The organism is Lentibacillus amyloliquefaciens (assembly GCF_001307805.1).
Lineage (GTDB): Bacteria > Bacillota > Bacilli > Bacillales > Amphibacillaceae > Lentibacillus > Lentibacillus amyloliquefaciens.
On sequence record NZ_CP013862.1, the window covers coordinates 1,297,626 to 1,319,515 of the forward strand.

Here is a 21,890-nt window from a genome sequence, read left to right on the forward strand (position 1 = left end):
TCACCCCACCATAAGGGATCCATATTACCCTATCCTGAATCTGCATATAGAGTCCCTTTATAGAAATAGCCTAACCTCTCCAAGAGACTGACACAGTGCTTGTCATCATTAAATTCGTTAATTTCTACAGCAATATCGATAATTAGTTTCGCACTTAACCCCCTCAGCAGCCGTGCTGCCAATATGATGAACATCTACAATATACTTACCAATTTTCTCTTGTTTCTCCTTGTCTAATAAAAATTCCTTTAGCCAATCCTCTGGCCAAAGTACTAAAAAAACCTCACCTTTTGGTAATCCAAGCATTAAATTACCCCCCACAGACGTATATTGTATGTATTTTACTCTTAAATTTTGGTTTGTCAATTGTACTGTTAAAAAGCCCCTTATATGCGTTAATGGAGCGATTCTTTACTATGGAAACGCGCCCGTGGAATTTAAGAAGAAATTTGATCGGTAGAGTTGGTTAAATTGGCCGTATATTTTTCTCCGCTCATTGTCATGTCTCAATTGAAAATAATACCCTTCATTATGATATAACCTATGGTTATATCCATATCACCTTTCAATATTTCTGGGGATCAGATGACATCGATTACACTTTTGTGTAGTAGATATTTCATCTGTAAGGAGATGAACGACGATGAAACCGATCAAATTAATGATTCCCGGATTTTTAATCGTTGCAGCCACCTATGGTTTTGCAAGATACACTTATGGTCCCTTTCTGGATATGATCCAAAATGATTTTAATCTAGGGCATCAGATGACAGGCTTGATTGGCGGTCTGCCTTTCTTGGCTTATGTAATTGGGACCTTACTGGCGATCCGGTACATCAAACGCCTGGGATTGAAAAAACCGATCATTATTGGAGGAATTCTGGCATCTATTGGCCTTTTTCTGGTCATGACTTCTTTTTCCTTATGGCTTTTGATCGCGGGTATTATCGTTGGCGGTGCAAGCGGTGGCTTTGTTTGGACCACTATGCGCTAGTGGTCACCCGGTTAATTGATTCATCCAAACAAACTCAGGTCATCGGCTTTGTCAATGCCGGGCCTGCATTGGCCATTTTTTTAACAGGTCCGTTGGCATTTGCATTCGGTTCTGAATGGCGTCTGATATGGGGCGTTTTTAGTATTTTGGCCTTCATAACCTTGATATGGATTTATAAGGTGCTGCCTTCCGAGCAGTTAACCGTCGACCGGAGGACCCTTCAAGGCTATGTGAAGAAAAAAACGCTTCTTACACAAGGGAAATCTTTTTTTTCGGCTAGTGTTATCTGCGGGCTCGGAACCGGCGTCTATGTCACTTATGCGGTAAATCTGATTAATAATATGTCGCTTTCCATCCCCTTCTTAAGCCAATATCCACAGTTCTTCATGTCTTTTATTGGAATGATTAGTTTGTCATCCGTTATGGCTTTTACGGTATTAAAAAAGGTGTCCTTTCATGCCTTTTACATGGTGACAACATCGGCATTATCCTTTTCAGTCATGTTATTGCTTATTGCATTTGGCCAGTTTTTAGGTCCTGTTTTTACGGGCTATCTTCTTTCATTTGTGTCTTTATCCACTCTTTTTGTGGCATCGGGTCTATTGCTCGCGACTTTACTTGTACTAAGACCTGCTGCCGAGAGAACACAGCAAAAATCGGCTAAGCTGAAAAAGTATATACCAACACATCAAGGATAGAACGGTTCACACTAAATAAGTACAAATCTCTTGTGAGGGCATAATCAGCAATAGGCAGAAATCGAACGCCTCGAAGTTCGATATGCGTTGCCATCATGCCCGGTACAAAAGCAATCCCCACACCAGCAGCTGTGAAGCCCATAACGTTGTGCCAAGAGGTTTCGATGACCTCTTTCGGTGCCACTTTTCTCTTCTCAATTAAAGTCATCACTCGTTGATATAAAGGCGTGCTTGAGGGTGTGAGAATGAGTGTTTCGGCTAAACATTCGTCAATTGAGACTTTCGATTGGTTGGCTAGCCAATGATCAACGGGAACAGCGGCCTCGAATTGATCCTTAAATAAAAACTGTGAGAACAAACCCTTGTAGGAGGGGATGTCTTGAATGATCGCGGCATCCAATTTGGTTTCGAACAACCGGGGAATTAAATCTTTATCGTTATCCAAAACGTCTGATATGGTTACATTCGCACTTTGTAGCCCCAGGTATTTGCGGGGCAAATAATATGAACTTTCGAGCGGTGTACAACCTAAATGGATCGTTTGATGATTCATATGTTTTTCAATGGTACGATGAACGTCCCAAAAAAGAGGCTCAAGCTCCTGAAATAATGCCCCGCCTCTTTCCGTTAATTCAATGCCTTTTGGGGAACGCTTCAAGACGGAAAATCCTAAAACGCCCTCTAACTTTTTGATTTGCTTGCTTAAGGCCGGCTGGGAGACGAATAATTTCGTTGCCGCTTTTGAAAGGCTTTGTTCTTTTGCGACTTGAATAAAGTAATGTAGCATTTGCAAGTTCATTCTCGGTTTAACTCCTTATCTTGTTATCCATCCAGTACCCACTTAGCATTATTATACCATTGCACGCAAATATTCTTGATTTTTCGGACATTTATTTAAAAATTCAACTCTTATTTTTACTGGCAATTTACTTACAAATCATTATTACTCCTTTTTTACCATCTCCCAGAGAAGGTGATCAAATCATAGCAGATAGCTCTTCTTTATTCCCGATAATGGCCCGATTCAGGTGCAATGCTTCTTCAACAACTGCGCCCGATGATTGAAGAACAATAAAAACATAAAAACGACATCTGTTTTGCCTAGTGATTAGTTAATGTTTTAGTAACAACCTTTATGCCAATAGGTAGCGAATCAATCCCAATATGGCAAAACAAAATAGGGACATGCCAGATCCTATGCCGGTGATTGCACTGTTAGCAACGCCCATTTTTTGGGATAGCCATGGTGATATTATCGCTATTACTATCATAAGTACCGCTAATATATACAAACTGGGATCTTTAAAGACGTTTACTAACCAGAAAAAATGAGCACCTACGATAAAAGCAATCCACGGAGCAACATAGTCCCTTTTTTTCTTTTGGATCAACAAGAAAGCTCCGAGACCTCCTATAATCAATTCAGCATAGAAGACAATTATGTAAGTAATTAACGAGTCCATTTCTGACAAAGTAGTAGCCGCATCCCAGTGCGTCACGCTTAAATACACGCCAATCAAGCATACTAACAACGCAGTTCCGGAAGCAACCCCAATATACATACGCCAATTTTTTCTAGGATTCTCCTGAGCCCAGCCGAACCAAACAAAACTAAACATACCAAAAATCGCCGTGTACATCGCGTAGTCCCTTATATATTCCGGTTCCAGAATCAGCCCTCCTTCATTTTAAATTTTTAATAAACAAACTGACCCTTATGTATATTACCGGGCGCCAGTTGTTATTCCATATAGGCGCCCGTTAGCTTAATAAATTTATTTTTTATTTTTATAGTTAACAAAAACTATAAATGAAAATAGTATAAAGAAAACAATACCAACACCAAGTAATATGTCAATAATCCATTCCATAAAAATCCCCTCTCCGAAACAAACTGAAAACCTATTATGTAGAAATTGGCCCTGTGTGTATGGAACGGGTGCCAAGCCATATTCCAGAATGGCGGCCGATTACAGAAATCTTCATTCTTATTCGGCGTTATTATTTTCATCCTCTTCCGGCAATTTTTCTAAGATCACTAATGCAAGTGTTGCTATCGGTCCAAGGAAAAAAGAAATAAAAAACCAATGAAGACCCGATCTGTTTTTCCCCTGTGCCAACCCAGCATTAATAAGGGTAAGAGTTCCCCAGCCAACAAAAAATTGATCTTCCACGCTGCTTTCCCCCTTAGTAATTGATTGCAGCATAATTTCTGTAATTTGTAACAAGAATTGTTATCCAGTTAACTAGCCAAAGTATGGTACGGGCGCCAAGCTTCATTCCGGAATAGCGCCCGATGATTGAATAGGCTGTTACTGATGTTAGCTGGTATTATTAAAGAATAGATTTTAAAATAATGTGAATATCATTACAGAAAAAATAATGGTGCCTGTAATTATGTAAAGATAGCCAAGTTTATTATCATCCGCCTTTACTTTCTCAATTCCAAATAAAAGTAACATTGTAGTCAAAAATGTATTAATAACATTAAATGGTAGTTCAATATCAATAAAAAATAAAGAAACACAAAATCCAATTGCGAAGACTGCTATAATGGTGTTGAGTTTGCTCAGTATGCTCACGCTATTACCACCTGTTAAAATTTCTCTTATTAAACATACTACTACAATCGCACCAGAGATGAATACACTTATCCCACATTTTAAAAAGGACGCACTATTCGATTACTGCGCCCGTTTCTTGAATAGTCTATTTCCGCTATTAGCTGGTCTTTCTAATCAAATAACCCCTTAATCTTATTAATGTCTTTTTCGCTTAATTGATTATTCAGAGTGCTATTAAGCAACGATAACATTTCTTCTGCTAATTGTTCCCCCTCTTCTGAAAGTAATACATCAACGGAGCGCTTATCTCCCTGATCGGTTGTACGTTGAACTAATGACTCTCCCCGATATTTTTCCATCCTTGATACTAATCGAGACAATGCGCTATGACTAAGACCGACCTTTGGAAGCAGATCTGATAAACGCATTTTTTTTTCGTCCGTTTGTGCGAGAAAGTGTAACAAATAAAATTCATTAATGCCTAATTGAAATTGATGGTGTAACGCATAGTCCATGGCTTTCAATAGGCGATCATGATATTTCGTAAGATTAATCCAGGTTGCAAACAACTCATTATCGTTCATGTTTATAACCCTTTCCGATTCAATGTATTGACACAATTATAGCATACCGTTTAATATATGTATGTGCAAGCAAATAAATAAATTGGTGTTCAAGAGTTTACACTGTCTTTAATTCCATTTTATATGCATGCGCAAACAAATAGTTAGGAGGTATTAGATGAATAATTTATTCACCCCCTATTCCATCAAAAATTTAGAGTTAAAAAACCGCATCGTCATGTCACCGATGTGCCAGTATTCAGTTGACAAAGAAGATGGCGCTCCAAACGATTGGCATTTCGTACATTATGTTTCTAGATCTGTCGGTGGAACAGGGTTAATTATCATGGAAATGACCAGTGTAACACCCGAGGGCCGAATTACTAATGGTGACCTAGGCCTTTGGTCCGATCATCAAATTCCAGAATATCAACGAATCATCAATGAGATTCACAAACACGGCACTAAGGTCGGTATTCAAATTGCACATGCGGGACGCAAAGCTGAAGATGCCACCCAGCCTGTTGGTGCTTCCGACATTCCCGTTGAGGTTCTGCCGGAAGAAACAATGAATGGTGAACTTAAGCCTCCAAGAGCTTTAACAACACAAGAAGTTCAAAAAATCGTTCAACAGTTTAAAGAAGCTACTGAACGAGCCGTTAAAGCAGGGTTTGACACGGTTGAGTTACATGGTGCTCACGGTTATCTATTGCATCAATTTATGTCACCAAGCATCAACAACCGCGCCGATGATTATGGAAAAGACTTAGCGCTTTTTGGAGAAGAAGTCGTTAGAGCAGTTAAAAGTGTTATGCCTCCAACAATGCCTCTCATTATGCGTATGTCTGCCATTGAATACGTGGACGGTGGCTACAATTTATCGCATTCGATAAAAATGGCTAAACGTTTTAAAGAAGCAGGCGTTGATCTTTTCCATATATCCAGTGGTGGCGAAGGTCCTCCAGGAAAAAGCAAGCCGAAAAATACCCCGGGATATCAAGTTCCTTTTGCACGTGAATTTAAAGAACAACTAGGTCTTCCGGTTATTGCTGTTGGGAAATTAAGCCATCCTGCCCTTGCAGAAGCAACGATCAGCAATGGAGATGCTGAACTTGTAGCTATTGCACGAGGGATGCTCAATGATCCTTACTGGGGATTACACGCAGAAAAAGCATTGACTCATAAAGTAAATCCTCCTTTTCAATACTCAAGGGGAATACGTTGAAAAAAGGTTTCCTTAATGGAAGCCTTTTTTATTAAATTAATTTACATAGCTCTCATTAAACCTTCTTTGGTTTTTTCCTCTATATAAACATTTAGTTTGATTTGCTCTTCAATAGCATGGCTTCTTTAAAGCAAATGCAGGCGAAAATCTTATTCAATTCTTGCGCCCGATCGTATTATATGGTCAGCCGGTCATTGAACTGGTTGACCTATTTTTTATAGGTTTCATATGCTTGAGGAAGTCGGGGGAGGACGTGTGCGCCCGTGGGACACTGATCCCGTCCGTAATACTGTCCACCCCTTCCTTGTAGAAACATGTTTGAGGCTGGTTGGGACACGATCCCGCATAACAAGCGAAGCTATGACACTACAAGGGCTTGTAAGGGGAGCACCGGCGAATCTATTAAAGGAGTTGTGATCAGTTATGGATCCTGTTATCGGCCTGGATGTCGCCAAAGGAGAAAGCCAGGTCCAAGCCTTTTTACAAAGGAAAAAAACGTATAAGCAAAGCTTTAAATTTGCGCACCATCTACAAGGACTTCACACGTTTTATCAGTTTTACCAGGAAGTGGAACAGGTTGCCGGTCAGCCTCCGGCCGTCATTTTCGAATCCACCGGGCACTATCATGAACCTGTGCTTCAATTTCTGGAGGATCAGGCTATCACGTATTATGTCATCAATCCGGTCGTTTCTTATGAGGCCAAAAAAACGGGTCTGCGTAAGGTGAAAACAGACAAAGTCGATGCGTATCATCTAGGTGAGTTGTACTATAAAGAAGATCTGGAAGCCTTTCAGAAGAAAACCGAGCAATACCTGGATCTGCGTCAATTAACCAGACAGCACAGTGCTTTAACGGATAGCTATGTTGAAATAAAATTGCAGTTCCAAGCTGCAGTCGATCATATTTTTCCAGAATATCATAATGTCTTCAGTGATCTTTGTGGCAAGTTATCGTTGAACACCTTACTGCATTATCCGACTGCTTCGGCTATTCAAAAAGTCTCTCAACAAACATTAGCCGACGATATGTGTCAATTCGGGGCTAGACGTTCCGACGCATGGTTTTTGGATAAAGCAGCCCAATTAAAGGCTGCGGCAGACCGTAATCCCTTTCAGCATCCTGTCTGTCATGGTCATATTGTCAGCTTACAGATGTATATTCAGATGCTTTTTCAATATCAAGAGCACCTATCCCAATTAAAACGAGAAATAGATGCCCTTGCTCGGTCTTTTGAAGACCATGGATTGATCCAGTCGATTCCCGGGATTGGAGATAAGCTTGCAGCCACAATCATCTCCGAAATCGGGGGCATCAATCAGTTCGAACGCCCGAAACAACTGGCTGCTTATGCAGGACTCGATCCAAGTGTTTTTGAGTCAGGCAAGTATAAAGCTTCCATCAACCGTATCACCAAAAGAGGATCATCACGATTGCGTCAGGCCCTTTACACAGCTGTGCAATGCGGTCTTGCCAAAAACCGAAACAAGAAACTGATAGCCTTTTACAATCGCAAAAGAAACGAGGGCAAGCCACACAGGGTCGCTGTGATTGCCTGTGCCAATAAACTCGTTCACTGGATTCACGCCATGTTCAAGCGTCAGAAAGTCTTTGTAGACCAATCCTAAGAAACTATTAAAGTTCACAATACTCTGAAACCTTACTGGTTCAGCAGTAAGGCTATTTGGTATGTTCATTTTTAGTGTAACATGTTTTTTCAAACTTTTTTAGACTTAAGTGTTGACAACTATTGGCTGGTATAATGGAATTGCGTTATCCCTTATTTAATGCCATCGCTTCTTTAATGAGCGAGGTGAAGGCTTCTGGATGAATTTCTTCCGTCTTTTTTATTCTTATATGCCTCATTGTTTTTCCTGTACCCTGCAATAATTTATTTATATCTTTTTCTTGGAGTTCATTTCCTTTATGAAAACCAAGATTAACGTGTTTTTTGGAGGTTTGTAGATAACAAACTAAACCATTATATGAATAATTGGGCATAGACCATTTGAATTCTTCTGTAAGTTCAGGCGAAGATTCAAAAATGATTTTCCTTAAAGCCACTGTAATGTTTTGAATATCTTTCGGCAAATTCGAAATAAATTGGTCAACCTCTTCAACTTTTCTTGCCTTATTAACCATAAACCTTCTCCTTTTGCTTATCTATTTTATTGAGCTATAGTAGACAAACGCCGTGGTTTATGAATATCACGGTTCTTTTCTTATTCAACTCTTGCGCCCAATTGGAGAATATGCTATATCTACTTTTTACTTTAATTTTTATCTGCACAGAATCGATTAATAAACTGCTCAATGTTTAATCCAATAGCAAAGAAACACTGTGTAGAGCCAAAATTTTATACTTGGACATAGGAAGGGTAAGAAACTTCCCTGAATTCCAGACACCTAATAGTATGGTGAAATCATTAAGTAAACCAATACACCAGTAAGGCTAACATATAGCCAGAGTGGCATTGTCCAACGTGCGATTTTCCGATGTTTTTCTACTTCCATATTCAAACCTCTTCCAAGTGTAATCAACGCTAGCGGCACAATCAATGCTGCCAGAAAAATGTGTGTAATGAGTATAAAATAATAAATGTACATCAGAGCGCCATCTCCGCCGTAGCTTGTAGATTCAGCCATAGAGTGATACGTCAAATAGGAGATGAAGAATAAAAAGGTTGTTACGAATGCAGCAATAATAAATCTGCGGTGCAGTTTAATGTTTTTCTTTTTAATCATTATTAAGGCAATTAACAAAAAGACAAAGGTGAAGCTATTCAAGATAGCATTCAGCATTGGCAACACTGTTAACTCAATGCCTCCTATTGTGGCATCTGGGTTTGTTGGCAATACATACGTTCCCAAAATAACGCCTACGATCAATATGGATAAAAACCAAATCAGCGGATTGTAATTGCGCTGGTTAGCATTGTTAATGTCATTACTCATACGTTTTCCACTCCAATATAAAAATGTCTTTCAATAAGCATAAGAAAATTAATCGTAATGAGCAATACAGAAGGGAGCCCGTTTCCTTTAAAAATCGGAAATGTCATACTTTTGACAGAAAACAGCCAAAATACCGTAATACTATGTTGGTATTTTCTTTTGGACATAAAAACTCCCTCTAGGCAGTAAAGAAATTACCATACCTTTTTTATGAAAAAATGAGAAATAGTTAGTGTCCTGGCATTATATATGTATTTTAAAAGAATTTCATTCAATTATATGGTTCATTAAACCAAGAAGGATGCAATTCTTATTCCGGATTAACGCCCGATTGAAGAAGAATTAAATATTACATAAGCAGCAACACTCTAAATGGAGTGTATAAAAAATAGGAGTCTCACTGACCCCCGAACATAAAAATTATTCATTCCTATTCTCTTTTTCCATATATTCTTGTATCTTCTTCTCCTCCCAATCTGGTCCGAATAGTCCGAATGAAGACACAGAAAGGCCGTGAGATACTAGACCAATCCCCCATCCCAAAAGTGGATAGAAGAACCACCAATGTCCACTTTGTTCGTAGGTCAATATGTTGATGGCAATAAGCATAATATTCACGAGAGTAAAAACGGTTAGATGAATATAGAATGCCTTTAGATTTTCCATTCTTTTTTTCGCTCTTAAATATTTTTGATCTTCTATTCTTTTCACCTCCTATATTTATTCTTAGACGACTTTACTAGCACAACACTGGTTTTACGTTCAAATTCAATTAACAAAACAATGCAGCTTCTTTTCAAAGGATACAGCTAAATTGAGTATTTGTAAAAATATTGGATAAATTTTATGTATTAATTGTAATTTTCAGAACAAATCACCAAGAAAAAGATTGGTTACAGATATTTATTACTCTTCTTAAACTTTTGCGCCCGTTTGTTACATAGTCTATTGTCACATTGGATTGTCCTGTTTTGCTATCCTATTCATAGCTCTCGTTTCAGTTCTTTTCTATGGGATATATTTGAATTGAAAAGTTCATATCCGATAGATTACTCTTTTTAAGGATTTTACTTGCTATATTTTTCACCTTCTCTTTGTTTTTGGGCGAAATGTCTTTCCCCCCGGAAAATTAATAATAAATTCAAGCTCATTTTCTCTACTGTACGTAGCTCCAGTACTTTCGAAATTACTAAAACCATTCGCTTTTAGTTCATTATCGATTTTGTCATATACCTCCGAGTTATTTTGAACTTGTTGTATTACAGCCTTTGCTCTTTCTCTTACTTCCTGATCTGATTCAGCTTGAACCTGCATATAAGTCACTATTCCTATAATCAGAACGATAGCTATTGAAGAACAAATGATTATTTTGGCTTTTTTCATTTAACCCCTCCTTGTCTTTAACCGTCACAGCTTATTGATATGCATCTTTCTTTGATAAAATTCGTTTAGCAATACATCATCAATATGTCTGTCAACGATAAAATGAACAAGTGAGTTTAACGGGGATTTACTCATTTCATAAAAAATAACACTGTTAAGTTACCGCGCCCTATAATTAAAGAACGTTTTTATTGCACCTATAAGGGGCTTGTGTTAAACAATTTCCTTAATTTTAAAACAAATGACTGTCATTCGCAAAGAAAGGAGTAAATATATATTCATGAAACAAACAAAGGATTTATTAAGAAACTTAAAGTCATTGGTCGGTCCTTTTCCAGATTTTCATACAAATGATTTACCCAAATACCCGTCAGATTTGTTCGTGGAATGGCTGAACTTTGCGATTGAGGAAGGTGTTCATGAACCTCACGCGATGACATTATCCACTGTTGACGAGGCAGGTGCACCTGACGCAAGAGTATTAATTCTAAAAGATGTGAAAATCAATCGATGGTACTTTGCAACATCGGGTACAAGCAGAAAAGGAGAACAACTGAAATTAAATTCAAAAGTTGCCTTAACGTTTTATTGGTCAAAAATTGGCAGACAGGTTCGAATACGTGGTATTGCATCTGAAATGGCAACAGAAGAAAGTTCAAAAGATTTCTTAGAAAGGTCATCTGGATCCAGGGCAATAGCTTTAATAGGAAATCAGAGTAAGGAAATGATACAACGTGAAAATTTAGATGAAGCATTATTGAAAACGAAGGAATTAGTAAAACAAGCTCCCGATACCAGTAATCCTAACTGGAAATTGTATGCAGTCGATGCAGATGAAATTGAATTCTGGCAAGGTGATTCGGAACGAAAACATATGAGAGTACAATATAAGCGCAATAGTGAACATTGGGAATACCGTTTGTTGTGTCCATGAATCATAGTCAATCAGGATACCGTTAAACAAATTTCTTATTCAGCAATATGGTTTTTATATAATATTGGCGCTATTCATAATTAGAGAATAGCGCCCGATAGTTGAATATCCTATTGTTATTTTTCTGTGACCGGTACCCATATTTCACTCTTAAATTTCGGCGAGCTTGTATTCTTATTTTCATTCCATAGAATTTCAGGACCTTCTACTTGCTCGTAATTAGAAGACGGGAACCATTCGGAATAAATACGCCCCCAGATATCCTGTAATGTTTCAGGAAATGGTCCAACAGATTCAAATACAGCCCATGTTAGAGCAGGAACATCAAGTTGGATAAAGTTATTAGGACATTCATTTGTTGTTGCAACACCGATATAATGATCAAGTTCCCCTTTTTCTTCCATTCGACCTTCTGAAAAGTTTACAGATCCACTAAGCAGTCCCACAGGTTCAACATTAGAAAGTTTTTTAAGTTCATTTATCGCTTCACCATCTAAACTTTCCCACATAGAGGCGATTTCTGGATTAACTCCGTTGAAAATAATAGGGACTCTTTTTTTAATTCCAATGATGCTAAATGCCTCTTTTTCTTCAATTCGATAGTCCATTGCAATTCCTCCTTTAATTGATAGCTGGAAGGTCATTCGTGGATAGGCTTTTATTGTGTGACCATTATTTCTAGCTTCTGATGGTGTTATCCCATGAAGGCTATGAAAAGCCCTCGTAAAAGAGTCTGGAGAATTGTATCCGTATTTAATGGCGATATCAATAATCCTGAAATTGCTATTGTTCAGCTCAAAAGCTGCAAGAGTGAGACGCCTTCTCCGAATATACTCCGACAACGTTACACCTGCCAGAAACGAAAACATTCGTTTGAAATGATACTCTGAACATAATACCCGCTTTGCTACTTCACGACTGTCAATTCTATTGGCAAGATTTTCTTCAATAAAGCTCAAAGCATCATTCATGTTTTTAAGTGAATTCACTTTAATGACCTCCCTTACATCAACAGAATAGCAAGAAATGAAAGATTCTATCCGACTTTTCATGCACACTTATGCAGGGTCAACTTATTCTTCCGCAATATGGTCCCGTCAGACACAGTGCTTCTTCAGCAACTGCGCCCGTTGCGGTATAGTAAGATCAATCCTTTTAAGTTAACGTGGCATGAACAATGATTTATACTATTTGTTGTTAAATTAATGCTCAGTTTGAAGGAGCCAAATAATTCCTCATTAATTACAGTATAAATGATAGCAATATGTTATAATAGAATACAATAGACTGGCTTCGCATGAGGGGTTTGGTAGCACTGTCGATCTGCCGTTAGTCTTCGTTGGGAGACTTCCCAGGGAGGGAGGTGCTTGCCAATGGACATTGTTAGTGCACTGACGCTGATGATATCCTTCGGGATGTTGGTGGCGTTTATTATGTCTGACAAAAACCATAAAAAATAACCCCTCTTATGCGTTTGAACGGCGCTGAGGGATTATTTTTTCCTTTTGCTGCCTAACCCCTCTTGATGGGGTTCGGTCTATTAAACCGTAGGCGTGGGAGCGTCTACGGTTTTATTATTATATGATCTTCTATGTACAGTATACCCGATTTTGCTAAAAAAGAAAACACCAACTGTTACTTTTGTACAAAAAGACCTTACAAGCTAACGGTTAATCATTTTTCCTCCTGTGTTGCTCCACAACCGCGCCCGATTGCTTAAGACGTATTTAATGCCGACTTTTTTCGCCAATCGCTTCGTCAAATAAGAAGCCACCGTAGTTCTATTACCGATACACCCAATACAATAATTGTGCCAATAAGTAGTAAGATAAAATATTGTCTTTTACCTGTAACTAACATTTCAAGGACTCGAACAGCTCAAGATAACCCTAAGCAAAGGGTCATTGCAAAAGTTAATACATTTGATAGATCGGTTGAATAGTTTGAACTTCCTAATGCTGACGTGGATATAAATAACAGTCGTATAGCAAAATAAAGCGTTAAAAGGGAAAAGAGAAATTCTAAAGCCAAAAATAACTTATTTCTTTCTTTGCATCTTTCCTGAATTTTGCCGATCAATTTCACTTCATCCTACCCCTTATAAATAATGGACGTATTCTTATTCCTGATTAGTGCCCTTTTCTTGAAGATAGCTATTTACTAATAACTTTCTCCTTTTTGCTATAAATTTCATAAGCAAAACATCCAAATAATAACCCTGTTCCAGCTCCCAAACCAATTGTTGATGGTAAGGAAATTGGGGAAAATATGCTAAGAGTTACAGCAACAGCACAACCAATCATCATTCCGAGTGGTATTAAACTATCTAATAAATTTTGAGCGCCTTTTGATTTTTTCTTACCCAGGGTGCCTTTCTTATATTTATGTTTCATTCTTATAACTACAAATACTGCAATCCCACCTGCTATTACAACAGGCAGTGAAACGCGCGCAATTTCCAAAGCTAAGCCCGTATTAGAATCCTCCATTTTCACCTGTAAATTGATTCAATTTTAACACAATTCATCCATTAAATGACCATTTTGTACGAAACGGGCGCCAAGACTTATTCCGGAATGGCGCTCGATTCAGGAAGAGATTTTTATGTCAACTTGCCATTTCTTGCGAGAACCTTAGTAAATATCCATCAGGGTCTTGAACAAGAAATTCTTTTTGTATAAATGTATTATCATTACTTGTATATTCGCTGACAGTGGGCTCTCTGAAAAGTGGAATGTATTGTTTTCTTAAACGATTAATGACAGGTTGTATGTCCTCAATGTCTATTTCAAAATTAATTCCCCTACCAAATGGGTGCTTCAGCTCCCCAGTGTCCCAATGACCATTGATTTCTTCTAGCATTATTTGTGTTTCCTCTTCTAACGAAACAAATACAAATTTATCGTCTACACGTTCATATTCTAATTTGAAGCCGAGCAATTCTATATAAAACCATTTGGACTTTTCAATATCTGTTACAGATAACTCTGGAATTAAAGCATTGAATTTCATTGTTTATTCTCCTTAGCTCTCTAGTAAAGTTATTCAACATAATAGCCCGAAAAATAAATGGTTATTCCGCGAATGCGCCCTTTAATGGAAGAAAGCTAAAACACTATTAGTATCTATAACGTTGGATTTTTAGAAACAATGGCCAGATAAAAAAGTAATCCCCATCTTGGAAATTATCCTTTCTCTTCCGGCTTAATTGTTTTGATTTTCTTAATGAAATAGTAATGTTTGTAGAGGCCAAGCACAACAAGCACGATTTGCACCAAGATAATATGCATAATAAATATCGAAAGTATAATAAAGAAATCAGCAATCAGATTGATACGGATTTTCTCTTTCCGCCTCATGCCTCTTTTCTGGCGGAAGCCTTCCACGTATTTGTCATACACCTCAGTGCTTTTGAACCAATTATCAAGTCGCTCGGAACTTTTCGTGAAACAAAAAGCTGCAACTAAGTAAAACGGACCTCCAGGCAGAACAGGGAGTATCGTTCCCGCAACGCCGATACCAAAAGATATAAGCCCAAGAAGAACCAATAGCGCTCTTTTGATGTGTTTCATTGTGATCACCTTCATCTATAGCCATATCCCCTAGTAATTGATACCTTCAGAAACCCTGCGCCCCCTGCTGGAAATTAATTTTTAACACTCTCTTACTTCCATTATTTTTATATTACTGAAAAATATCTTTGGCCCAATGACCTCTTCGTTTATTCCACAATCTGGACTGACTCTGAAGGACAACTTCTATTCAGGAGTGGCACCCGATCGTATTGCCGTAACATATCATCCCCATCGGGTAGGCTTTCGTCAGCCGGACTGTTACGGTAAGTTTTCATGCCTATTAGCCGAGCTTTATAACACATTACTTCTCACTAAACAACGTGCTATTCGACGCAGAGGAAGCCTTTCAGAGTGTTACCTCATCATTCGACTCCTCGACATAACCCTTCAGTAAAAAATTAAAAACTGCCTGACCTTTACCGAAATTGTGTGACCACATTTCATTTGAGCCAGGAATATTTCACACCCGTTTTTGCGCCCGATTGCTTTAAACTGAATTAATTCAATCCAATAGATAAGCCCGTGAATCTGAAAGACCAACATCTGAAATTTTTTGTAGAAGTAGAATTTAAACATAATGTAAAAGCTGATTGCTGCCAAATAAATGCTTCTAATAAGAATAAGAGTGATAATTAACGTTTCGGATATCTTTCTCTTCCTAAAAAATTAACTTGTAAAGCACATAAATTATAGAAGGCATTTCGATTATTAAGATAATTACTTATCACTACGCATAGTAAAAAATAACGTTTCAACTTTTACTGAAAATCTCTAGTCGGCTTAACTGTTTGCTCGCCTAAAACTTAAGGTGGCAAGCAAAATCAGGAGCGCTGTGAATCCCAGTAAGAAGAAAACTTCGCCGGTCATGGTGACTGGCTGGCCAAAGAATTTTATATTGAGACCCATTGCCTCCCTCACAGCCCCATTCAGGCTCTCCACGTCAATCATGATATGTTTCATTAGATCAACTCCATAAGTGACCGGATTCAGTGTCACAAGGAAACTGACCCATCCGGGCATATTATTTAGCGGGAATAAGGCACCGGATAGAAAGATCATCGGCATAACAAGAATGTTTACAACCAGCTGAAACCCCTGCATGGAATTGAGCAGGCTCGCCACGAGCAGACCCAACGACGAGAAGGCACAAGCAATCATAAACATAACAGGTAGTATTTGGAAAAATGAAACCAGATCAATTCCTATACCGAGCACAGGGAGGAGCACAAACATCATGACACCCTGCAAAAAAGCGACAGAAGCTGAGCCAAGCATTTTGCCAATTGCAATATTTACCCGGGACACCGGTGACACAAGAATTTCACGCATATAACCAAAATCACGGTCCTGTATAATCGAAAGCGATGAAAAAATTGATGTCATCAGCAAGGTCATTGACACAATCCCCGGGAAAATAAATTCTGTATAATTGAAGTTCTCCGCATTTGTCCCCGCACTAACTAATGATTCCATCGAACCACCCATCCCAATGCCAAATACCACCAGAAACAAAATAGGCATGGAAAAAGATCCGACCATCCGGGGACGGTCCCTGAAAAACTTGATAATATCCCGCTGCCAAATGGCGATAATTCCTTCCACCAATCATCCCTCCTCTTAATCTCTGATTTCACGACCCGTAAATGACAGAAAAACATCGTTTAGTGTAGGTTTCCGGATATCCAGTCCAGTTAGCGGTGTCTGTAGCATTTTGATAAATTCGGAAACAAACGCATCGCTGTTTCCCACCTTGCAATAGATTACATCGTCTTTGAGCGATAACTCCACCACATTGAAGTCTTCCCTGATTTCCTTCATGGCCGCTTCATTGTCGCTTGTGGTGATTTCGATAATATCGCCGCCGAGCTGCTGCTTTAATCGTTTTGGTGTATCAACCGCAATAATTTCCCCATGATCCATAATAGCAATACGATCACTGATTTCTGCCTCATCTAGGTAGTGGGTTGTCAGGAACATCGTAATATTTTCTTTTTCTTTCAGCTTTAAAATATATTCCCAGACATGAGCTCGCGTTTGTGGGTCAAGCCCCACTGTCGGCTCATCAAGAAATAGCACCTTTGGATAATGAAGCAGCCCGCGTGCAATTTCCAAGCGGCGCTGCATGCCGCCGGAGAACTTCTCTACCAACGTATTTATACTTTCCTGTAAATCTACAATCTCCAGCACCTCATCGATTCGGTGTTTACGGGAAGCGCGGGGCACACCATAGAATTTACAATGTAGCATTAAATTTTCCTTGGCGGTCAGTTTTTCATCCAGCGTATTTTGTTGGAATATGATTCCGATACTCTCCCGCACCCGGTTCTGCTGCTTTATTACATCATAGCCATTGATTGTGACGGTCCCACTCGTAGGCTGCAACATAGTGGATAAAATATTGATTGTCGTGCTTTTCCCTGCCCCATTCGGCCCAAGAAACCCGAAAATTTCTCCTTGTTCTACATAAAAGCTGCTATTGTTGACAGCCTGAAAAGATTTATAACGTTTATTTAAATTATGAACCTCGATCAATTACTGGTCCCCCTTTTTTTCTACGCTGCCTTATATCAGGCTCACATGGACAGACCTGATCACAAGAGTAAGAAGTAATTATCTGCAGGCGAACTTTCCAAGTCCAGCATGCTACCTTTTCGCGCCCATTCGTATTAGCTATTGCAGAATATAAACTAAGACAACAATAACAAGCATTGCTGGTAAAATAAAATTATCGGCTCTCAACATACGTCTAACCAATTTATCATACTGAGCATTATTGCCATCTTGCTTTTTCAAATCTTCATACTGCTTATAATAAATCACAAACGGAATAAAATTTATTAAGAACAAAACAATTAAAAGAGTAAATCATTAAAACAGTTTATTAACCTTGGATATAATAAATTTTGACGATTCCAGTTCCAAACAGCTATTATGCTTTATGCAATGTTCCACTAAATGATCCTTAAATCCAGTTTGAGCGCTAATGCTTATTGCTGATTAGCGCCCTTTTCCGGAATAATGATCGTAAAATTACTTCTTAAATATTACCTTAAACCTTTCACATACCACTGGTATTTTATTATGAAATTCTTGATTGACCTCTTTAAATTCTTTCTTAAAAAAGTCTTCGTGTGCTTCACGCCAGTATCTCAATGTGCGATCGCCTTCACCTTCTAAATAAGCGTGTTCTTCAGTTACTTCGTCAAAAGGCACTGTCTCAACAGAAGTGGTTTCGACAATAGCTACGGCTCTTCCATCGCCGTCCAAAACAATATTATGAAGACCAACGTACGGTAACGGCTCATCTTCCTCATACATCGTATAATTGGAAGCTGTCGCTGTTTTGGTGCCATTCAATACCAATTCAGCAAGTTCATCTGCCATTTCCTTAGAATCACCGAATGCCCACGCTTCATAATTTTCCGGTGCCTTCGGGTTTGCCCTTCTGTACGCCACCCACATTTGGTTAATTGAATCATTACTCATATATATCACCCTGCTTTCTATTTCTTCTTTATTTGAGAATTTAGCCCTTATATACAATATTGGCGCTATTCCTTATTCAAGTTAAGCGCCCGTTTAAGGAACAACTTTATTAAATGAAACAAGTCTATTGTCACTAATCACCAGTACATGTGTGTTTTGCAAGCAAAAAGTCGAGAATAATGCATGTTTTACACGGTGACTGTCCCCAGTAAAGCTCAAGATGTGAGCGTGGTGAATGATACGATCTACCAAAGCGGCGGTTAACCGCGCGTCCACAAATATTTTATTCCATTGGCTAAACTCTAAGTTAGATGTAATGACAAGGCTGCGCTGTTCATACCAATCAGATATGAGCTGAAATAGTAATTCAGCACCATCCTTGCTAAACGGAACGTAGCCCATTTCATCCAAAATGATCATACTAACTTTATTAAACTTGTTGCGAAATTGTTGGTAGCGTCCTTCTCTCCACGATTTCTCAAGCAATTCTACCAAATCGGCCACTCGATAAAAACGAACATCATATCCATTTCTACAAGCTTTCCTGCCCAATGCAGTCACAAGATGCGATTTTCCGGTGCCTGGCGCTCCAGTCAATACTAAATTCTCTTTTCTATCTATAAAATGGAGCGATTCGAGTGCGTTTCTGTCAAGTTGTGGAGGGAATCGTACATGATCACTCCACTGATAATTTTCTAATTCCTTTTCATTCATAAACTTAGCCTTTTTGATTAATCGTTCGCCTTTTGCGGCTTCTCTTAAATCCAATTCTTCCTGTAATAGTGTTGTTAAGAACTGCTCTGGATTTTCAAAAGGTACTTTCTCATACACATCTGCCACATGTGCTAATCGTAGTGCTTTACATTTTTCACGTATTGAATTAGACATGTGACACCTCCACCTTGGTTTGCCTATTTTCCGTAGGTTGAAGTGAGTCGTAAATGCTCCAATTCACATCATAAGGATGATCAATGGTGTTCTGGAATGATTCTCCTTCCACTTCCTCGATAGGTGCTAATTCATAGAATCTATCATTTATTTCCACCATGTCATACTTGGTTATGAAACTAAAAAGCCATTTAACCCGCTCTTTTCGCAGTTCCATCGATTCAATATTTAAGTGATGGGCGATCCTTCCAGGTAAATAAGGGAAATACCGTGAATAGACAATGGACCTTGGTTTTCGCATCCAATTATTTAGTATCGATTTCCATATGCCCTTTCTCATTTCCTTTTCTCGCATTGCAGGCTTGTGGCTCAAATCCATAATGGCTGCTGAAACGTTGAAAGGCATCTGTGAAAATAGTTTCCTGCCCTCGTCCTCTAGCTTGAACCACTGCAGCTGAAAGATTATCCAATCGCAGCTTTCTTGGAACACATCCAGCCTGTACCAAAAGCATTTTAATGCCTTCTAAAAAACATTCCTGATTTTCTGCAGGTAAAGGAACTACTAATCCACCATTACTATATGGGAAACTCATAATTAAACAATGAACATCTTTCACTTTTCCCTCTTGCACAACCTCTGTGACGCCAAAGTCTATCTGGGCTTCCGCCGGTGGATGTGTTAGCCTTTCTGCTTCTTCTTTTATTTCATCAGACTCATCTAACACCTTATCTTTCCACTCTTTTACATAGACGCATACCGTCCGGTATGAACCTGGAAAACCTAACTTCTGTAGCTGTTCAAAAATGTTTTTATTATTTCTTCTTAATTTCTTTTTAAGCGCATAGTCCTCTGTTAACCAATCCGATACAATTTCGCCCCACTTTTCTTCATATATCATTCCTCTCTTTTTCGTTTCTCCTTCCTTCGGTAACTGATCCTCATCCGCATACTTCTTCACCGTTTCCCAACAAAAACCAGTACGTTTTACCATCTCGTTGATCGATAGTGATTTAATATTCCTTAATTTTTTGATATGATTAATTTCAGGCATTGCCAGCATTCCTTTCATTACTCCCATCATTAACAGTTTAGTCACTATTAACGATAGGGTTTTTTGGTCGGGCTGGCAAGCCTTTTTTATTTGTGCAACCTTCTAAGATTTTGGTTGCAATACTCTCTACTTTTATTATGCACTAAACAAAAACCCGGATAACACATTTCAAAATACATCTCTACACGGTAAAATAGCATTTAAATTAAAAAGTATTTTCGCAAAGCAATTTTGACCCTTTTTATCAATACTTTTAGGGCAATGGCAATATTTATTGCCACTTGGTTATTATCGTACTAATACGAATGATAAAATATCAATTTTTCCCTTAAAAAGGTTGTTATGACAGTAAAAATAGCGCACTAAATGTTATGTGATTTAGTACGCTAAATGTATTTCTTTTTTTATTTTTTCCCCACTGTAAGTGAACTACTTAGAATTTAGTTGACGTGCTATTCCTCTTTTAATAAGGCCTTAAGATTAAGCTAGCTTAATTTCCTTTACCTTATCAGCATCCAATTTCTTGATTGTCGCAACGATCAGTTTTACGGCATTTTCAAAATCATCACGATGCAATATGGCAGCATGTGTATGAATATAACGCGTTGCAATGGTTATTGACAAAGACGGGACGCCATCCGCTGTTAAATGAATGGAGCCTGAGTCTGTGCCACCGCCTGCCATAGAAGCAAATTGGTATGGAATTTTTTGCTCATCCGCAGTATCGACAACTAAATCACGAACACCTTTGTTCGGTACCATTGATGCATCATAAATAATGATTTGCGGTCCTTTACCAAGCTTACTGTCAGCATCTTTGTCTGAAACGCCTGGCATATCACCGGCAATCCCAACATCGACGCCAAAGCCGATATCGGGTCCAATAGCATGTGCTGAAGTACGTGCACCGCGCAAGCCCACTTCTTCTTGGGTGGTTCCGACGCCATAAACAATGTTAGGGTGTTTTTCCCCTTTCAGTTGTTTAAGAACTTCAATCGCAATCGCGCAGCCAATCCGGTTATCCCAAGCCTTGGCCATCAACAATTTTTCGTTTTTCATTTGTGTGAACTCAAAGTAAGGGACAATCGAATCACCGGGCCGTACACCAAATTCCTCGGCCTCTTCCCTGCTTGATGCACCAATATCAATAAACATATTTTTAATCTCAACCGGCTTTTTACGTTCTTCAGCACCTAAGACATGAGGCGGCTTGGATCCAATCAATCCGGTCACATCCCCGCGGGCAGTCATAACTGTCACCCGCTGCGCCAGCATAACTTGACTCCACCAGCCGCCGACTGTTTGAAAATAGACAAAACCTTTGTCGTCAATACGGGTAACCATAAAGCCAACCTCATCCAAATGACCGGCAACCATAATTTTCGGTCCGTTCTCCTCACCGGTCTTCTCAGCAATCAGACTACCCAAGTTATCTGTATACACGTCATCTGCATAAGGTGTTATATAATTTTCCATAACTTCTCTTGGTTCTTTTTCATTTCCCGGGATCCCCCGCGCATCAGTTAAATCTTTGAGCATCGTATTTGTTTCATCCAGCTTTGCCATATGTAAGGC

At 38.8% G+C, this 21,890-nt stretch carries 26 protein-coding genes; 5 read left to right on the plus strand and 21 right to left on the minus strand.

Going from position 1 to position 21,890, the window contains the following annotated elements; genetic code table 11:
- Positions 1-29: 29 nt before the first annotated feature.
- Positions 30-194, minus strand: a complete 165-nt coding sequence (locus AOX59_RS20680; RefSeq protein ID WP_237049382.1) for a GrpB family protein — start codon at positions 192-194, stop codon at positions 30-32.
- The gene (locus AOX59_RS06540) at positions 118-306 is read right to left on the minus strand and encodes a GrpB family protein (RefSeq protein WP_068443528.1); all 189 of its coding nucleotides are present in this window, start codon (positions 304-306) and stop codon (positions 118-120) included. Before AOX59_RS06540 ends, AOX59_RS20680 begins: the two co-directional genes overlap by 77 nt.
- Before the next feature lie 337 nt (positions 307-643).
- On the opposite strand from AOX59_RS06540, the gene AOX59_RS06545 reads away from it, so the two are divergent.
- A complete protein-coding gene (locus AOX59_RS06545; RefSeq protein WP_068443531.1) occupies positions 644-994 on the plus strand; it encodes an MFS transporter in 351 nt (116 codons plus the stop codon).
- A complete protein-coding gene (locus AOX59_RS06550; protein WP_068443535.1) occupies positions 976-1,692 on the plus strand; it encodes a hypothetical protein in 717 nt (238 codons plus the stop codon). The genes AOX59_RS06545 and AOX59_RS06550 overlap by 19 nt, the downstream gene beginning before the upstream one ends.
- On the opposite strand, the gene AOX59_RS06555 is transcribed toward AOX59_RS06550, so the two are convergent.
- The 4 genes from AOX59_RS06555 to AOX59_RS06575 all read right to left on the minus strand — a co-directional run bounded on the left by AOX59_RS06555 (position 1,655) and on the right by AOX59_RS06575 (position 4,840).
- Positions 1,655-2,491, minus strand: coding sequence for a LysR family transcriptional regulator (locus AOX59_RS06555; RefSeq protein WP_068443538.1), 837 nt, complete (start codon positions 2,489-2,491; stop codon positions 1,655-1,657). The two genes, AOX59_RS06550 and AOX59_RS06555, sit on opposite strands and share 38 nt — an antisense overlap.
- Before the next feature lie 334 nt (positions 2,492-2,825).
- Complete coding sequence (locus tag AOX59_RS06560; protein WP_068443541.1) at positions 2,826-3,332, minus strand: hypothetical protein; 507 nt, start codon at positions 3,330-3,332, stop codon at positions 2,826-2,828.
- 348 nt (positions 3,333-3,680) lie between these two features.
- Positions 3,681-3,866 carry a hypothetical protein gene (locus AOX59_RS06565; protein WP_068443545.1) on the minus strand — a complete coding sequence of 62 codons (186 nt, stop codon included), beginning with the start codon at positions 3,864-3,866 and terminating at the stop codon, positions 3,681-3,683.
- A gap of 560 nt (positions 3,867-4,426) precedes the next feature.
- Positions 4,427-4,840, minus strand: coding sequence for a MarR family winged helix-turn-helix transcriptional regulator (locus tag AOX59_RS06575; RefSeq protein ID WP_068443549.1), 414 nt, complete (start codon positions 4,838-4,840; stop codon positions 4,427-4,429).
- Positions 4,841-4,997: 157 nt separating this feature from the next.
- Between AOX59_RS06575 and AOX59_RS06580 the strand changes: the two genes are divergently transcribed.
- Complete coding sequence (locus AOX59_RS06580) at positions 4,998-6,044, plus strand: NADH:flavin oxidoreductase/NADH oxidase (protein ID WP_068443552.1); 1,047 nt, start codon at positions 4,998-5,000, stop codon at positions 6,042-6,044.
- Positions 6,045-6,467: 423 nt separating this feature from the next.
- Positions 6,468-7,670: an IS110 family RNA-guided transposase gene (locus AOX59_RS06585; RefSeq protein WP_068443555.1), complete on the plus strand. Its 1,203-nt coding sequence runs from the start codon at positions 6,468-6,470 to the stop codon at positions 7,668-7,670.
- A gap of 145 nt (positions 7,671-7,815) precedes the next feature.
- Here AOX59_RS06585 and AOX59_RS06590 read toward each other — a convergent pair whose 3' ends face one another.
- From AOX59_RS06590 to AOX59_RS06605, 4 genes are all read right to left on the minus strand, one after another.
- A complete protein-coding gene (locus tag AOX59_RS06590) occupies positions 7,816-8,184 on the minus strand; it encodes a DUF1801 domain-containing protein (protein ID WP_068443558.1) in 369 nt (122 codons plus the stop codon).
- A gap of 264 nt (positions 8,185-8,448) precedes the next feature.
- Positions 8,449-8,997: a DUF420 domain-containing protein gene (locus tag AOX59_RS06595; protein ID WP_068443562.1), complete on the minus strand. Its 549-nt coding sequence runs from the start codon at positions 8,995-8,997 to the stop codon at positions 8,449-8,451.
- A gap of 420 nt (positions 8,998-9,417) precedes the next feature.
- On the minus strand, positions 9,418-9,699 hold the full coding sequence (locus AOX59_RS06600; protein ID WP_418000783.1) for a 2TM domain-containing protein: 282 nt from the start codon (positions 9,697-9,699) through the stop codon (positions 9,418-9,420).
- A 381-nt stretch (positions 9,700-10,080) separates the two neighbouring features.
- A complete protein-coding gene (locus tag AOX59_RS06605) occupies positions 10,081-10,380 on the minus strand; it encodes a hypothetical protein (RefSeq protein ID WP_068443568.1) in 300 nt (99 codons plus the stop codon).
- A gap of 280 nt (positions 10,381-10,660) precedes the next feature.
- On the opposite strand from AOX59_RS06605, the gene AOX59_RS06610 reads away from it, so the two are divergent.
- Complete coding sequence (locus AOX59_RS06610) at positions 10,661-11,314, plus strand: pyridoxine/pyridoxamine 5'-phosphate oxidase (protein WP_068443571.1); 654 nt, start codon at positions 10,661-10,663, stop codon at positions 11,312-11,314.
- A 116-nt stretch (positions 11,315-11,430) separates the two neighbouring features.
- Here AOX59_RS06610 and AOX59_RS06615 read toward each other — a convergent pair whose 3' ends face one another.
- The 11 genes from AOX59_RS06615 to AOX59_RS06670 form a co-directional block, all read right to left on the minus strand.
- Positions 11,431-12,303, minus strand: a complete 873-nt coding sequence (locus AOX59_RS06615) for an AraC family transcriptional regulator (protein ID WP_068443575.1) — start codon at positions 12,301-12,303, stop codon at positions 11,431-11,433.
- Positions 12,304-13,467: 1,164 nt separating this feature from the next.
- Entirely contained in the window at positions 13,468-13,803 is a 336-nt protein-coding gene (locus AOX59_RS06620) for a hypothetical protein (protein WP_068443581.1), read from the minus strand.
- Positions 13,804-13,921: 118 nt separating this feature from the next.
- Complete coding sequence (locus AOX59_RS06625; RefSeq protein WP_068443584.1) at positions 13,922-14,326, minus strand: bleomycin resistance protein; 405 nt, start codon at positions 14,324-14,326, stop codon at positions 13,922-13,924.
- 173 nt (positions 14,327-14,499) lie between these two features.
- A complete protein-coding gene (locus AOX59_RS06630) occupies positions 14,500-14,901 on the minus strand; it encodes a YbaN family protein (protein WP_237049383.1) in 402 nt (133 codons plus the stop codon).
- A gap of 768 nt (positions 14,902-15,669) precedes the next feature.
- Entirely contained in the window at positions 15,670-16,491 is an 822-nt protein-coding gene (locus AOX59_RS06640; RefSeq protein WP_068443588.1) for an ABC transporter permease, read from the minus strand.
- A gap of 15 nt (positions 16,492-16,506) precedes the next feature.
- Positions 16,507-17,421 (minus strand): ATP-binding cassette domain-containing protein, encoded by a 915-nt coding sequence (locus AOX59_RS06645; protein ID WP_068443592.1) that lies wholly within the window; start codon positions 17,419-17,421, stop codon positions 16,507-16,509.
- Between the two features lie 498 nt (positions 17,422-17,919).
- Positions 17,920-18,375: an ASCH domain-containing protein gene (locus tag AOX59_RS06650; protein ID WP_068443595.1), complete on the minus strand. Its 456-nt coding sequence runs from the start codon at positions 18,373-18,375 to the stop codon at positions 17,920-17,922.
- A 93-nt stretch (positions 18,376-18,468) separates the two neighbouring features.
- Positions 18,469-19,263 carry an IS21-like element helper ATPase IstB gene (gene istB / locus AOX59_RS06655; protein WP_068443598.1) on the minus strand — a complete coding sequence of 265 codons (795 nt, stop codon included), beginning with the start codon at positions 19,261-19,263 and terminating at the stop codon, positions 18,469-18,471.
- Complete coding sequence (locus AOX59_RS20230; protein ID WP_068443600.1) at positions 19,256-19,480, minus strand: hypothetical protein; 225 nt, start codon at positions 19,478-19,480, stop codon at positions 19,256-19,258. Before AOX59_RS20230 ends, istB begins: the two co-directional genes overlap by 8 nt.
- Positions 19,481-19,568: 88 nt before the next feature.
- Positions 19,569-20,345 carry an IS21 family transposase gene (istA, locus tag AOX59_RS06665; protein ID WP_237049384.1) on the minus strand — a complete coding sequence of 259 codons (777 nt, stop codon included), beginning with the start codon at positions 20,343-20,345 and terminating at the stop codon, positions 19,569-19,571.
- A gap of 450 nt (positions 20,346-20,795) precedes the next feature.
- On the minus strand, positions 20,796-21,881 hold the full coding sequence (locus tag AOX59_RS06670; RefSeq protein WP_068443608.1) for a M42 family metallopeptidase: 1,086 nt from the start codon (positions 21,879-21,881) through the stop codon (positions 20,796-20,798).
- Positions 21,882-21,890 lie beyond the last annotated feature (9 nt).